Genomic DNA, 16,336 nt, shown 5'->3' on the forward strand with positions numbered 1-16,336 from the left:
TGTTTATGCAATAAAATGAATCAAAAACTTTGATTTGATATCCAGGGGAACATTATGAAGACTTCACGAAATAAGCTCTTTAGAACGACAGCATCTGTCATCGCATTGTCTGCGCTCACAGGGCTTACAGGAACTGCGGCCGCTCAAGACGCCGTAAATGACGAAGTCATTGCGACGGGTATTCGGCAATCGCTTGCGAATGCTTTGGTTGAGAAACGGCAGTCCGACACGCTTATTGAGGTTATTCAAGCCGAAGACATCGGTAAGCTTCCTGATCAAAACCTTGCTGAAGTTCTTGAAAACATCACAGGTATTCAAATCACGCGTACAGCGGGTGTCGGTACAGGGGTGCAAATCCGTGGTACAGGTGCCAACCGCACGGAAATCAATGGCGTTTCGTCCGTCGGGTCAGGTTTTGGCCGTACGGGAATCAGTTTTGAAGACCTGCCGGCCTCCCTAATTTCTTCTGTTGAAGTCACCAAGGTGCCTGAAGCGGCAACAATCGAGGGCTCCGTCGGTGGTACAATTAATCTTCGTACACTGCGCCCGCTAGATTTGGATGAACGTATTATTGCCGTCCGCGTTCAGGGTGAGAGCAGTGACTTGGCCGAAAGCATCACGCCGCGCGTTTCGGGCACGATTGGCAACAACTGGACGAATAACAAAGGTCAAGAACTTGGTGTTGTCTTCAGTGGTAGCTACACGCAACAAGACAATGTCTTCTTCAACCCGCGCGCTGATCGTGACGCCGTTTTGAGTTCAGACTCAAGCCTAGCCAGTGCAGAAGAGTTTGATTTCCTCCGCATTCAATTCTTCCAGCAAAATCTTGACAGATATGAATATGAAACACTCAACCTAAATGGTTCTTTGGAGTATAAACCCAATGACGACCTTAAGTTCTACGTTGATGGTCTCTACAATGATCAAGAGCGCACACGAGAATCCTTTAATATCGACTTGTCCGGCGTCGCTAACCCAGGTGTTGTCGGCGGTACAGATTACACCGGCTTTGAAACGATTGACTTTGGCACAATCGACGGACCGAACGGCGATGTTGACCTTGGCAGCGTTGAAGCCGCACTATCAGGGGTGCTATTCCCCGGCCGAAATGTCAGGGACGGTCGTTCTGATCAGTTGGACCCAAACCTTCGCGTGACAACGCAAACGGGAGCTCGCGTCACTGAAAGCGCTGTGTTTAGAACTGGTATGGATTGGGCGAAAGACCGATTTAGCGGTAAATTGGAAATCTCTACAGCATCCTCTGAGACGGATTCACCAAACTTTCAGCCACGCTTGGAATTTGTTAACCCGAACTCAGAACAGCCTTCTGCTGAAAATGGCACAGACAACGGTGTTCCCGTTCAGTTCGATCTTTCAGATGGCAGGCTTCAGTTTGGTATTGCGCAAGGTCTAGATTCAACACCAACAACAGAGCAGTTGCTGGATCCGAACAATTACCAGCTTGGCCGCGTGAGCTTCACGGAGCAATCGGCGGACAATCGCGAGACAGCTTTGCGTCTTGATGTGTCTTACGATATGGAAGACTCCATACCGTTCATTACTTCCTTTGATGCAGGTTACCGTTTCAACACGAATTCAACAGAACGTAACCGTGCTTTCTCAAGCGCGAATTACGGCAATGACCTCAATCGTCCAAACGCGGGTTTGTTCTCGCAATTCGTGACCGCTGGTCCGGATAATTTCGGGGATGCTGACGGTCGCGACCTCTTTATTCGTGATTATCTGGCTATAGATGCAGAAATTGCGTTCAGCGATCCTCAAAGTATAGTCGAAGCTATCAATTCTGCTATCGCGGCGACGAATGCCGTGACTGGCGGAGGTACACCGCCTGTTAGTTCACCGACAGAAGTTGCGAACAACTTTTTTAACATTAATGAAGATACGCATGCCATTTATGCGCAGGCGAACTTTAACGGCGAGACATCAGGTCTGCCTATTCGTGGTAACCTCGGTATTCGTTATGTTGACACATCGATTGAATCCATCGGCCGCAATGTCGCCCAAGGACAGGTCAGTGAAACAGTCACTGAATCGTCTTATAACTTCCTGCTTCCACGCTTTAACGTGGTCGCAAATGTAACGGATGATATTTTGTTGCGCGGCGGTGTTGCCCGCGATATTCGTCGTCCAGACTTCAGCGACTTGGCAACATCAGTTGCCTTCGGAACTGGCTCTAACTCAGTTGTCGCGATTGGTAATCCCGACCTTTCACCCGAGTCAGTCTGGTCATACGATTTGTCGGCTGAATACTACTTTACGCCGTCAAGCTTAATTAGTGTCGGTGTCTTCCATAAAAAACGGACGGATCTTTTTACCGATGTCCAAGAAGATCCGCCGGGTAACGAAGATGCAAACGGCAACCTAAATATTGATGTGACGCCACCGTGTGAGCAGGGGGGTATCTTTAACCCAATTGCAGCGCGTAATATTAACAGCCAGATTGATGGTATCGGCATCTGTGTGCCCTTCCGGACGAAGAGAAACGGCGAAGGTGCCTTTACTCAAACTGGTGTAGAAGCTGCGTTCCAATATGATCTTGCACAGTTTGAAGACCGTCTTGGCTGGATGTCTGGCTTTGGCGTTATTGCTAACTACACCTATCAAAAGCAAGGCGGCAGCGCGAATGACTTCGCATCAAACTTCCGCCGCATTGGTGGTAACCGGAATATTTTTGGTAACTTAGGTGTAGCTGATCCCCAACTTCGTATCGCGCAGGATAATCTGTCCAAGAACTCATACAATGCAACATTGTTCTACGATAAATACGGGCTGAGCGCGCGGGCCCGTTACACATGGCGTTCGTCTTACACACTGCCGGCGTCTGTTGAGAGTTTCAAAGCCGGTGCACCGTTGATTTACTCTGATCGCGGACAGCTCAATGCTAATGTTACGTATGACTTTAGTGACAACTTATCGGTTGGCATTGAGGGCGTGAATTTGTTACAGGCTGATCAAGAACAGTATTGCATTAAGAATAACACTTTGCTTTGCTTTAATGGCTTCACAGATCGCCGTCTAATTGCTGGCGTGAACTACAAGTTCTAGTGCTTTGACCACACACTGAATAAAAAGCCCGCTTTTGAAAGCGGGCTTTTTTGTTTGCATGATTATTTTCGTGATGTCAGGGACACCTAGGCGCTCGCGTTTATGGCTTCAAGGCCTTTTATCTATTCTTTATGCGTACAGGAAACATCTGCATTGCTAATACTATATTGTGCATACTCCGTTTAATGCCTTGATGTTTCCGCAATATGTAAGCGTGCTGTCATAACCGAATTGACAACTTCACCTTGCATCAAGCCTAAATAGCTTGTGTTTCTCTGTTACCATTATTCTTAACGCGACTATTCGAGACTGTCACAACCCAATACTATTTCATGTCTGACGCTTTTCGCTGTACAGGTCCGTTATCCCCGATGAGGTACATGTTCTTCAGGGCAGTGCCGCTTGTGCGCGGCGTTATTATCATCTTAGCATCTGGGTGCGCATTTTCAATGAGCGCGCTAATCGCAAAGCTGCCTTTACCATGGCGGAAGAGTTGCTTGTTGTTGTCAAAGTTGGCTCCAGCGTCTGTGCTATCTCGGCGTATCAGAACCGCTTCTCCATTTTTGTCTTTATATGACATATAGAGGCTGACATCCGTAAGTGATTTCACCTCTAGATCAGCGCGTGCGCCGACAGGGCTGACAGTGTTGCCACCCGTCCAAGCCTCTCCGTTCCAGCGAATGTATTTCACTTGCTTTGGACCGCCTGTAATCTGCCCGACATCTTTCCCCGCGTTCATCAATATGTGCGGGTTGCCTTCGGGGTCTAGCGCTGCGGCGCCATTAAATGTCCATAGCTCTCCCGTATCTGTGACTTTGGCTTTCGCGTCTGCAACTTCGCGAGTCAAAGGCATGGGAAGGCGCTCGTCTTCTACATTATGCCATTCTTTGGTCTTGGTGTTAAAGGTCATGTAATAAAGGTCTTCGCGGTTTGCTGTGTGCCCGCGTTCTCGGGCATTTCCGTCCCAACACAGGTGATAGTCAAAGCTAACAATGATTTCGTCGCCTTGGCCACGTCCGACCCACGGATACCAACTGTCCACGCCTTTAACGTCGTCGCGGCGTTTATGCTTTAGAAATGAAACCGGATCGCCGAAACTACGGCCGTTATCCGTAGAGACATGATAGACCCAATCGCTGCGGTGCGCGCCGTGCCGATAAAATAGATAGATGTCACCATTCTCCATTTTTATGACCTGGTTATATGTGCCAAAAGGCGGGATCGTTTTGAGCTCTTCCCATTCAGAAACATCATACGGTTTCTTGCTGACCACATGTTTGTTCTCACCGTAGTGATGATTTCCAAGTGGGTTATCACCATGTATTTCCGGCACGCCGCCATGTCCACCAAAGAAGAGATGAATATAGCCTTCATTGTCTATTATCATGCTGGGCTTACCATGATTATCAATTTTCTTTTTGCGCTTCGGATCTTTCCCCATCGCACTAACGCCAGCCTTAAAGGGGCCTGTCCACTCTTTCGTGGCGTGGTTATAAGCCGCAATATAAGGATCTTCCAGTGCGCCTTGGTAGGACACATAGGTAATGCCGTCACGATGGATTCCTGCGGGGTGTTGGACGATTGCAACGGCATTCCCAAAACCGTTTTCAGCGAAATGGTTAACCGTCTTAGATTTGGCTTCAGCAGTTGGAACCATATCTGCCGCGGAGCAACTCGTAATAAGGGCACCGATCGAGATAAGGGCGAGGGATTGAATTTTTTTCATGTTAGTTCCTAGTCTTCAATTAAAACCAAAGCTCGTATGTTTTGCTTGCTTCTTACGCTTTCGGGCTGTATCTCACAATAGTGCATAAATAATCATAATCAAGCATAAATGCTCATGATAGACAGTGAGTAAAAGGGGGGATAATGGCGTTTAAAGCAATAGGGCAATTTAGTTTCTGCGCTATATTTTTGATGGCGTTTGGGGGGTGTGATAATCCGCAGACTGAAAATATCAGCACTCCTGTTGTTCCCAGTGCCGCTAAGCTTACAGGCTTTGCAGTGCCCCGTAACGAAGCCGTCGAAACCCAGATTAGCACATTGATTTCAAAAATGTCGCTTGAAGAGAAGGCGGCTCAGATGCGTATTTTCCACGCGAGGCGGGGCATTGAACTTGATGATAATGATGAACTTGTTTTATCAGATGATGTCAAAACCCGGCTTAACTTCGGTATTGCGGGTATTAAAAACCCCGGTGAATATTTAACGCCTGAAAAATCTGCGCTACTGAATAATAAACTTCAGAAATACATCATTGAAAATAATCGACACGGCATTCCCGCCGTCTTTGTGACGGAAGCCTATAATGGCGTTGATGCGACTGGAACAACGCGTTTTGGACGCCCCATCAATATGGCCGCCACATTTAATCCTGCCCTTGTGAAAAATGTGTGGGATACCATCGGGCGTGAGGCGCGATTGCGCGGTCTACATATGTGTCATTCTCCCGAAGCTGATATCATGCGGGACCCCCGGTTTGGGCGCATGAGCGAGGCCTATAGCGAAGATACCCATTTGACAACTGAGATGGTTGTTGCGGCAGTGAGGGGCGTGCAGGGGGACACGAAAGGTTTGTCGGAAAAGACACATATCGGCGCGGTCACAAAACACTTTGCTGGTTATGGCCAAGTGGAGGGCGGTCTTAATTTTGCTTCAATACAAATCTCGCCCCGCACCCTTGTTGACGAAATTTTTCCTCCGTTCAAAGCGGCTGTTCAGCGTGGACAGACCATGGGAATTATGCCGTCGCATGGTGACCTAAACGGTGTTGCTAGTCACGGGAACCGTAAATTGCTAACGGATATATTGCGCGATGAATGGGGATTTGACGGATATACCGTTTCAGATTCAAATGATATTGCGCGGCTCAACACATTTATGGGTGTCGCGGAAACGGAGGATGATGCGGCATTAATGGGGCTTAACGCCGGTAATGACATCGACCTCTACAGTGATATTGCTTACTCGCGACTTCCGCGTTTGGCAAAAGACAATCCGAACATTGAGGCGCAGATGGACGAGGCTGTAAGGCGTGTATTGCGCGTGAAGTTCAATCTCGGTTTGTTTGATGACCCCTACATCGATGTTGCGACGGTTGCACCCAAAGTTAGAAATACGAAATCACTCGCACTTGCTTATGAAGCTGATTTAGATTCTGTTATTCTTCTAAAAAACAGAAATAACACCTTACCGTTAGAGGTGTCGGGTAAAACTGTAGCGCTCATTGGCCCATTATTACGTGAGACTGCACATAAGGATTATCAGGAGGTTTTTGGGACGAAGGTCAATATCATTTCAGAGCGCGCGCTCCACCTAACGGATGAGCACAGTCATAAGCCTAACATGAAACCGCTTGATGATCCTAAAAACAAGGCCGGGTTCGCACGCGCTTTGGACGCTGCGAGGCGATCTGATGTCATTGTCATGTTTTTGGGCGGCGATGAGCACACCGCGAAAGAAGCCTTTTTTAATTGCTGCTATGGTGACAGATACAGTCTTGAACCCGTAGGGCTGCAAGATGAATTATTGCGGCAGGTGAAGGCTCTCGGTAAACCCGTCATCGTCGTTCTTAAGCACCGCCGAACATTGGCGATTAATGAAATTGCAGAATCCGCAGATGCCGTGATTGATGCTTGGGATTTATCAGAGCAAGGCGATAAAGCTGTAGCCAACATCATTATGGGTAAGGTTAACCCGTCTGGAAAGCTGCCTGTGACAGTGCCGCGCCATATCGGCCAAATACCCTTCCACTACAGTCAGAAGCATATCAACTTTAGAAAAGATTATCTCTTCATCGAAGAGGGGGCGCTTTATCCCTTTGGCTTTGGCTTAAGTTACACCGATTTTGATTTTTCAGAGATTACGCTTTCAGCGAACCACATTCCAAATGGGGCTTCATTGACGGCGACCGTAAGGGTCACAAATTCCGGTGACCGAATGGGTAAAGAAGTTGTGCAGCTTTATATCAAAGATCTAATTGGTTCTGTTGTTCGGCCTGAGAAAGAACTTAAGGCTTTCAAAAAAATAGAATTAGCGGCTGGGGAGAGCCGCGATGTCGAATTTAACATCACACCGGCGATGCTGGCCTTTACGGACATAAATATGGATTACCGCGTTGAAGATGGTGATTTCAAAGTTGAAATTGGCAACTCTTCACAGGGCGGCAAACTTGCCAAATTTACAGTGGAGACCTTGAAGTGAGCTATAAGCTTAAAAGCGCTCTGTTCGGGGCCATTGTATTCACGCTTGCTGGATGTGGGACAGATATCGATGCGTCGCGCAATACGCTAAATTCTGAGAGTTTTAATAAATTACGGGCTGAATTCGTCAATCCACCCAACAGTTCCCTTCCGCGCACCTGGTTCCATGCGATGAGCGGAAATATGAGCAAAGCTGGAATTACCAAAGATTTGGAATCAATTAAAGCTGTCGGAATTGGCGGTGTTTTGCTTTTTAACGTAACCCAGGGCATTCCCGTAGGCCCTGTAAAGTTCAATTCTGATGAGCATATAGATTTAATCCGTCATATGGCGGCGGAGTCAGAAAGATTGGGGCTCTCATTTGGCGTCCATAATTGTGATGGTTGGACGTCTTCTGGCGGGCCGTGGATTACGCCTGAGAATTCTATGAAAAAGGTCGTTTGGTCAGAAACGCAGTCTCGCGGTGGCAACATTAATCTCGTTCTTGCTGAGCCCTTTAAGCTTGAAAACTATTACGAAGACATCGCGACCATTGCTTATCCGCGCCTTGCGAATGAAAACGTGAGTCGCGAAAACCGTCCTAGAATTAGTTCCTCTCAAGCTAACCTAGATATAGATTTAATCACGGATGGTTCAGTGATCGGCACGAGCCTTCTTGAGGCTTCAAAAGATTCCCCAGCTTTTATCAGCTTTGAATATGCGGAACCCTTCACGCTCCAGTCCATCAATTTTCGTTTCATGAATGCCCGTCAGGCTAACATACTTTTGTTATCCTCCGATGACGGCGTTAATTTTGCGCCCGTCAAAAACTTGGCGCTGCGGCGTCCAGCCAAAAATGATTGGGGGAATGACGAGGCTTTAACTGAGCCTATTACTGCGCGTTATTTCCGCTTACAAACTGATGTGTCGCTGGATGTGCAAGAGGTTGAATTATCGGCGGTGGCTAAAATAGGGAATTTTTGGGGACGCTCAGGCTCTGCTAAGACAGCTTATAGCGATTTACCGCCAATTGGTACTGTGCCTGACAGTTCAATAATCGACTCGGCTTCTGTTATCGACTTGTCTAAAAATGTCGATGAAAATGGACGTTTAATAGCTCAATTGCCAGAAGGTGATTGGACAATCATGCGTTTTGGACAAACATCGACAGGTGCGAAAAACTTACCCGCGTCTATAGAAGGCCTGGGTCTGGAGGTCGATAAATTCAGCCAGCCTGCTGTGAAAATTCATTATGATGCCCACATGGGAAAAGTCGTTAATGCGGTGGAACAGGTTGCGCCCAATGCCCATCAGTACACAATAATTGATAGTTACGAAGTCGGAGCGCAGAACTGGACGACAGGCTATGACGCCCTTTTTAAAAATGAAAAAGGCTATGATTTAATTCCCTTCCTTCCCCTACTTGCGGGGAGATTTGTAGATAGTGCCGAGGTGTCAGAGCGTGTCACATGGGATATGAGAGCATTCTCAAATGATCTTATGGCCGAAAACTATTTCGGTTACTTCACGGAACTTGCCAAGGCTGATGGTCTTGATGTTTATATAGAATCCTATGGTGACGGACCTTTCAATGAGCTTGATGCGGGCGGCAAGGCTGATGTCCCGATGGGAGAGTTCTGGGTCAACCGTTTTGGAAATAGGGTCAATGTGGCTGTGTCCTCTGCTGCGCTTTACGGAAAGCCTGTTGCATCCGCAGAAGCCTTTACTGATATTTGGGATGACAATTGGAAGATGCACCCTGCCTCTGTGAAGACAATCGGCGATGCCAATTGGGCGCTTGGCGTGAATGAATTTATGTTCCACCGTTTTGCCCATCAGGCCAATACACATGTGAAGCCGGGCATGACAATGAACCGTTGGGGCAGTCATTTTGATCGCACCCAAACGTGGTGGGATACGGCTGGTAAGGATTGGTTTGAATACCTTGGTCGTGGACAGCACCTTCTGCGTCAGGGTATTCCCGTTAATGATGCTCTTCTATTTGTCGGTGACGGGGCGCCAAGTTTATGCCCGGACCGTGAAAAAACAGATATCATTCCGGTGTCTTTAAGCTTTATCTGTTTGAATGCCGACGTGCTGCAAACCCGGCTTTCAGTCGGGGAAGGCGGCTTTAACCTTCCTGAAGGTGGGGAGCATAAATTTATCGTCTTGGATAATAGCGATTCAATGACACGTGAGACATTGAATGCGCTCGACACGCTATCTGAAAGTAATGGCGGCATTATCATTGGACAGCCCCCGCAGCACCTTGCCGGGTTTGTTCAAACGCCGGAAGAGCGTGAGGCCTTTGATACAAAGGTCGTTGATATCTGGTCCCGTGAAAATGTGCTAACTTTCAATGTGGTGGCGAGCGTTGGGTGGGATGCATTTTTAAGCAGTATCAACCATAGGGTCGACCTAGCCATTGATGGCAAACCAGAGGCATTGTTCACGCACCGCAAAATCGACAATAAAGATGTTTACTTCTTATATAACGCTGAGACAGAGCGGCAAGACATCAAGGCGAGGTTTAGAGTGAAAGACAAGGCGGTCTCTCTCTGGAGCCCGATGGACGGCAGTGTTGCCGGCGTGAAATCTTATTCCCATGAGGCTGACCACACAATTGTAAATTTTTTTCTGGCACCGCAAGAGTCAGTATTTGTTGTTTTTGATGGTGATAGACCCCTCACGGATTCCACATTGGAAAAACCTTTCAGAGAGGTGTCTGAACTCCCAGTCCTTAGCCCGTGGACGGTTCGTTTTGATTCCGAATATGGTAGTAATAAGATTATTGCGCTGACTGAATTGACGGATTTGAAAGACCATAGCGATAATGATGTCAGGCATTATTCAGGCCCTGCAACCTATGAAACCCAAGTTAACATCTCCGATAATTTTTTGAGTTCAGGGGAGCGTTTTGTGCTTAATCTCGGAGACGTGCAAATCGCCGCAACAGTAAAAATCAATGGTGCGGAGCAAGGAACGAGCTGGTTGCCGCCTCATCGAATTGATGTAACCAACGCGCTAAAAACAGGGAAAAATTCGATTTCTATCTCAGTTGTGAACTTATGGGTCAACCGGCTTATCGGGGACGCTGCACTGCCTGATTTGGATGGTTATACGCAAGCCGTATGGTCTCCTCCAAGGAAATTTTCAACTCCGCAGATGCCAGACTGGTATAGCAATAATGAGCCACCAGTACTGGGTGAGCGGGTTACATTCACAACGGTTGATTTTTATGATGCGGATGATGCTCTATTGCCGTCAGGGCTGATGGGGCCAGTTACAATCACTAAGTTTACGCGCTGAAGTCATGCTGCGGCGGGTTGCTCTATGGACTGCATATTTTCGTGAGAAATTAATATCGGAGCTTCTATGAAAAGGTTTGTTTTACCAGCTGTGATATTGATGATGTTAATCTTATGCTCTTGCAGTAAACCCCAGTCTGTCACTCAATCTGAGGCACCGCTTGAACGCCCTAATATCTTTCTGATTAGAATAGAGGATTTATCGCCCAAGTTTGGATCCTTTGGCGACCCTCTGGCGCATACGCCCAATATTGATGCCCTGGCAGCGCGCGGTACAAAATTTACAAATGTATTTACGACGGCCGGAGTTTGCTCGCCGTCTCGCAGCGCCTTAATTACGGGCGTACATCAACAAACAATGGGTACAATGCAAATGCGCACAAGCAGTTTTGGCGCGAATATGCTATATGGCGCGCCATATGAAGCAGTCCCGCCTTCGCACATTAAAGCTTTTCCGGAATTGCTCAGGGCTCGCGGATATTACGCCCTTAATAATGTCAAAACCGATTATCAGTTTGGAAATCCGTTCACCGTTTGGGACGAGAGCAGCAAGACCGCCGATTGGAAAAACGCGCCTACTGACAAGCCGCTTTTTGCCATGTTGAATTTTATTCAAACCCACGAGAGTTTTGCCTTCCCCACGGATACTGTCATAGAAGGTAATCGCTACGCCAAGCATTTCGTCCCGCGCAATAAAAAATTCGACGAAGGAAAATCTGTCTTTACGGATCCCGCGGATGTAATTGTCCCGCCCTATTACCCTGATACGCCGCAAGTGCGAGAAAACCTTGCGCGCTACTACGATAATCTCGCTCGAACGGATGAGATGATCGGAGCGTTAATCGCAGATATTGAAGCCTCTGAGCGCGGAAAAAATGCTGTAATCATTTTGACCACAGATCACGGTGATGGCTTGGCCCGCGCAAAACGGACGCTATATGATAGCGGCTTAAAAGTGCCTACAATCATTGCCTATTCCGACAATCGGGGTGCGGGCACTGTGCGCGACGACCTTGTTAGTTTTGTAGATATCGCCCCGACGCTATTAAACTTCGCTGGGGCGAATATCCCAGACTACATTCAAGGCCGTATTTTTGAAGGCCCAAATAGAGGCGCAGAGCGAGACTATATTTATGCGGCGGCCGACCGTCTCGATGAGCGCGAGCAAAGGTTTAAAGCCATACGGAGTCATGATTTTAAATATATCAGAAATTACACCCCTGATAAGCCGCGCCTGCCGAGTATTGAATATCAAAATAACAGCCCTGTTATGAAGCAAATGCGGGCGATGTTGGGCGAAGGCACTCTCAGCCCCGTGTCGGCTCAATATTTTCAAACACCTAGTCCTGAAGCTGAACTTTATAAGCTCAGTTCTGACCCGCATGAGATTGATAACCTTGCTTATCAGCAGGCTTATCAAGGCCAGTTAGAGACACTGTCTGCAGCTATGGATGATTGGATAAGCGTAACAGGTGACATGTCAGCCGTGCCCGAGCTTGAGATGGTCGCAAAAATGTGGCCGGGCGGAAAACAGCCCGTCACAAAACCGCCAACTGCCTGCTTAGCCAATGGTAATGTGCAGTGGACATCGAAGTCTGATGGCGCATCAATTGGTTTTGCAAATACACAGAACGCTGCGGCTTGGAATATTTATGCGCGGCCCTACACCGCTGCGGGTATCACTCATGCTAAAGCAGTCCGGTATGGTTATGCAGAAAGTGAAGTTACTTCCGCAGCACTTTCTGAGCTGAAAACCTGTCCTTAGTGTCTGTTCGGTATTATTAGAGGTTCCTATGCGACACTTTTTGACGGGTCTTTTTCTTCTCACATGCTTGGGCGCATTTACTCATGCCTTCGCAGGCAATCCAATCATTCCTAATAAAGGCGTGAATGATCCCCATATTCGGGTCTTTGACGGAAAAGCCTATCTTTACGCAACCCATGATAAATCGGCAGACAACACAACTTTCGTAATGGAGGATTGGTGGGTGTGGTCATCATATGACCTTGTGAACTGGAAACATGAAAGCACATTAAAACCAGCCGATACTTACATCGGAAAAGGCTTCACAAGCGCTTGGGCGACGGATGCCGCCGAAAACAATGGAAAATACTATTGGTATTTCTCAGAGGCAAATGAACAAACGGGTGTTGTTATGGGCAATAGCCCAACGGGGCCTTGGGTGGACACCCTTGGTAAACCCATGCTGAAGTCCGAAATGACGCCTACCCATGAATATGATCCTGGAATTTTGAAGGACGGCGAAGATTATTTCATTATCTTCGGAGCGTTTAATTATCATATCGCAAGATTAGCAGACGATATGCTCTCTCTGGCGGAAGACCCACAGCCTGTAGAGGTTATCAATGCGCGCGGGCCTTATACAGATGATAGGGATGGGCCGTTTGCAGGGAAAGGCACCGACGACAAACCATTTTTGCATAAGCGAGCTGGTATCTACTATCTTTCGTGGGGCGCATTTTATGCAACTGCGGATAATCCTTATGGCCCTTACATCTATCGTGGTGAAATTCTAAATGATACAAGCTTTAAGGACGGAACGGAAAGTCCAACGTGGCCTCAAGGGTATTTGCAAGGGCGGCATGGCTCTTTCTTTGATATGAATGGGCAGAGCTATTTCGCCTATTGTGACATTAGTCAGACGGGCAACCGTTATTTCCGCGACACGTTTATAAGCTATGTTCATTACCGTGAAGACGGCACTATTTCCCCCATACGGGTCGACCTGACTGGCACTGGAGAATATAATGCTAACAATGGAAAAATAGAAGCCGAAGATTTCTTTAAATCTCAAGGCTTTGGAAAAATCCATCTTGGCAACAACGCCTTTGGCGTTACTGCAAAAGGAGAGTCGTCAACTTTAACGTTTCCCAATATTCATGGATTAAAAGGCAAAAAATCTATGACAGTTTCATTCTCTGCTAGAATTCCTGCTAGCACTAAAATTGAAGTGTTAAAGCAGAGCCTAGATGGGGAACTTCTTTCACTTGGGTTTTTACAAACCGAGCGGGTAGGGTGGTTGAAAAGAGTTTTAGGCCAGACAAGTGATCGCGCGACGCTAAGGTTCTCAAACCTTGCAGATACAGAAACCCTCCTCATTCGTGATGTCTCTGAATACACATCACGGCCAGCTATATTGGATAACTTTGTTTTCGAATGAAGCGTCCCATTATTCGAAACAAGCATAAGTAATCATTAAAATGCAGTATTGCTCATAAGGTAATCAAGGGCTATGGTGCCTCAAAAACATTAGGGTAAATCATGCATAAGCTATCAAAAAGACTAATAATGCGTCATTCATTCGTAGCGATAGCGGGGGCGTTAGCATTATCAGCCTGCGCAACTGTTGAAAATACAGGTGATACGGTCATTGGGACTGCGAAAGTAGATTTACGCGTTTCTACGGCCCCAGCACCCGATAGAGTTTATGAGCCTCGCTCATCGGTAGTTGTTCCTGATACCCATACCATCGGCGATCACATTTACCCATATGAAGGCATTGGGTGGGAAAATGAAATTATCGGCTATCGGTTATATCTTGATGAACGTGCTGTTACCGATATTTTCGGGAAAAGACTACCGGGCATTATCTTGGACAAAATTGATTACCGGTCAAAATATCACGATCTTGCAGATTGGGGTCTGGATGTACAACATGTCGGGCCTAGCATGGGTGTCGGGGGGCTTGGTTTATATCGCGGGGATAGTCTCGAGCGATTTGGAAAGGTAGGACAGCTATCTGCTGATGTTTTGAAGGAAACAGGTGCCGAAGTATCCTTTAAAATCACCCACCGCGATGTTCCACTAACGAATAACAATACAGGGCAAGTCGAAGCGACCTATTCACTCAAATCGGGCAGCCCTTTGACATGGGTGAACGTGAAATCGACATTGCGCAATGCTACGCTAGCATCAGGTCTCGTCAAGAGCCCTGATAACAAGCGTTTCCGCAACAGCAATCAAGTTAAAAAGGGCGAGTGGCGCTATATCGCGACGTGGGGCGACAAGCTTAGTGATGTGAAAGATGGTCTTGGGACTGTCCTTTTCTATCGCGATGGCGATGCGCGGTTAATGCCGTCTGTCAATGAGACCTTTCCTATTCGGTTTAACACGCCCAATCCAACTTATGCCTTTGCCGGTGTTTGGGTGCAGGGGCCTATGGGCATCACAAATGAAGAAAGCTTTATTGCATGGGTCGATAGCCAGCAGGAAGAACTCAACAAATGAATTACGTCACAAGGCGAAGTTTGACAGCCTCACTAGGGGCGTCTCTTAGTTTAGGGTTTTCAGGCTGTTCGGTGCAAATCGCATCCGGCAAGCGTCTGAAACTTGCGCATACGCTTAATGGCGATCACCCCGTCCACAAAGCCATGGTTTTTATGGGAGAGACATTGGCAGAACTGTCCAGCGGAGAGATGGGCGTGGATATCTATCCTAATGGGCAATTGGGCAGTGAACGGCAACTAATTGAGCTTTTGCAAATCGGCGCACTGGCGATGACTAAGGTGTCGAGCATTTCAATGGAGGGTTTTTCTTCTAAGATGAAGCTGTTTTCTATTCCCTATCTTTTTCAGAATAGTGATCACTTTTGGCGCGTGCTCAATAGTGATGTTGGAAACTCTTTATTGGACACGCTACGTGATGTGCGTTTGCAAGGCCTGGCCTATTATGACGCTGGGAGCCGAAGTTTTTACATGACGGATGCGCCCGTCCGCTCGCCCGCTGACCTGAAATCCAAAAAGGTCCGCGTCCTACCCAGTCGCACGTCTATTGAAATGGTTGAAGCTTTGGGCGGCGCAGCAACACCAATTTCTTGGGGTGAGCTTTATACCGCGCTGCAGCAGGGCATTGTCGATGGTGCAGAGAATAACCCGCCTTCATACTATCTCTCGAAACATTTTGAGACGGCGAAGTACTACACCCTTGATGAGCATACGTCGGTGCCTGATATGGTTATTATGTCACGCCGTATTTTTGACGGATTGACAGATCAAGAACGTAACTGGGTCAAGCAAGCTATGGCCGATTCTGTCGTCTATCAACGCGAGCTTTGGGCAGCGGCTGAAAAAGAGGCTTTGACCGAAGTTGCAAAATCAGGCGTTAAAATTATCTATCCCGATAAGCAACCTTTTCGTGATGCTGTCGCACCAATGAAAGCGGACTTTTCTAAGACAGAACTTGGTCCTCTTATCCGTCAAGTTGAAGCGTTGGGGTCGGCATCATGAAGGCGATTATCACCCCGCTGGATGCCTTTCTGCGCTGTGCTTTAGTTGCGTTGGCAATATTCATGGTTTTAACTGTGACATGGCAAGTGATATCGCGCTATGCCTTGCGCGCGCCGAGCTCTTTGACAGAGGAAATTGCGCGTTTTCAGTTAATCTGGTTGGGGTTGTTGGGCGCAGTTTACACATTCCGTAACCGTATGCATGTGGGCATAGATATCTTTGTAAGTCCTTTAAGGGGCAAAAAGCGGCTGGCGGCTGAATTAATCGCTCTGTTATCGGTGCTCGTTTTTGCGGCTCTCATTCTTATTTATGGCGGTGGACGCCTTGTGCAGATCACCCACGAACTTGACCAAACATCGGCGGCGCTCGGCGTGCGGATGTCTTATGTCTATTCTATTATTCCGATCAGCGGCATCCTTATGAGTCTCTATGCGTTCCACTATATCGGCGACGTGATTATTCATGGCAAAATCCATAAACCCAGTGAAGTCGATCCGTCAAGTCTCGCGGGAGAGTTAGGCGAGGGCACGTAAA

Annotated in this window: 9 protein-coding genes; 8 read left to right on the forward strand and 1 reads right to left on the reverse strand. The window is 47.5% G+C overall.

What is annotated here, in order from left to right; genetic code table 11:
- The first annotated feature begins 54 nt into the window (after positions 1-54).
- Positions 55-3,066, forward strand: a complete 3,012-nt coding sequence (locus tag AB6B37_RS03720; protein ID WP_371397560.1) for a TonB-dependent receptor — start codon at positions 55-57, stop codon at positions 3,064-3,066.
- Between the two features lie 325 nt (positions 3,067-3,391).
- Here AB6B37_RS03720 and AB6B37_RS03725 read toward each other — a convergent pair whose 3' ends face one another.
- Positions 3,392-4,792, reverse strand: coding sequence for a BNR-4 repeat-containing protein (locus AB6B37_RS03725; protein ID WP_371397561.1), 1,401 nt, complete (start codon positions 4,790-4,792; stop codon positions 3,392-3,394).
- Between the two features lie 143 nt (positions 4,793-4,935).
- Here AB6B37_RS03725 and AB6B37_RS03730 point away from each other — a divergent pair, with 143 nt between their 5' ends.
- From AB6B37_RS03730 to AB6B37_RS03760, 7 genes are all read left to right on the forward strand, one after another.
- Complete coding sequence (locus AB6B37_RS03730) at positions 4,936-7,269, forward strand: glycoside hydrolase family 3 N-terminal domain-containing protein (RefSeq protein WP_371397562.1); 2,334 nt, start codon at positions 4,936-4,938, stop codon at positions 7,267-7,269.
- The gene (locus AB6B37_RS03735; RefSeq protein ID WP_371397563.1) at positions 7,266-10,556 is read left to right on the forward strand and encodes a glycosyl hydrolase; all 3,291 of its coding nucleotides are present in this window, start codon (positions 7,266-7,268) and stop codon (positions 10,554-10,556) included. The genes AB6B37_RS03730 and AB6B37_RS03735 overlap by 4 nt, the downstream gene beginning before the upstream one ends.
- A 66-nt stretch (positions 10,557-10,622) precedes the next feature.
- Positions 10,623-12,320 (forward strand): sulfatase, encoded by a 1,698-nt coding sequence (locus AB6B37_RS03740; protein ID WP_371397564.1) that lies wholly within the window; start codon positions 10,623-10,625, stop codon positions 12,318-12,320.
- A gap of 28 nt (positions 12,321-12,348) precedes the next feature.
- Positions 12,349-13,737, forward strand: a complete 1,389-nt coding sequence (locus tag AB6B37_RS03745; protein ID WP_371397565.1) for a family 43 glycosylhydrolase — start codon at positions 12,349-12,351, stop codon at positions 13,735-13,737.
- A gap of 128 nt (positions 13,738-13,865) precedes the next feature.
- Entirely contained in the window at positions 13,866-14,804 is a 939-nt protein-coding gene (locus AB6B37_RS03750) for a DUF4861 family protein (protein WP_371397566.1), read from the forward strand.
- Entirely contained in the window at positions 14,801-15,802 is a 1,002-nt protein-coding gene (locus tag AB6B37_RS03755; protein WP_371397567.1) for a TRAP transporter substrate-binding protein, read from the forward strand. Before AB6B37_RS03750 ends, AB6B37_RS03755 begins: the two co-directional genes overlap by 4 nt.
- Entirely contained in the window at positions 15,799-16,335 is a 537-nt protein-coding gene (locus tag AB6B37_RS03760) for a TRAP transporter small permease (protein WP_371397568.1), read from the forward strand. Before AB6B37_RS03755 ends, AB6B37_RS03760 begins: the two co-directional genes overlap by 4 nt.
- Position 16,336: the final 1 nt, after the last annotated feature.

The organism is Fretibacter rubidus (assembly GCF_041429785.1).
GTDB lineage: Bacteria > Pseudomonadota > Alphaproteobacteria > Caulobacterales > Maricaulaceae > Fretibacter > Fretibacter rubidus.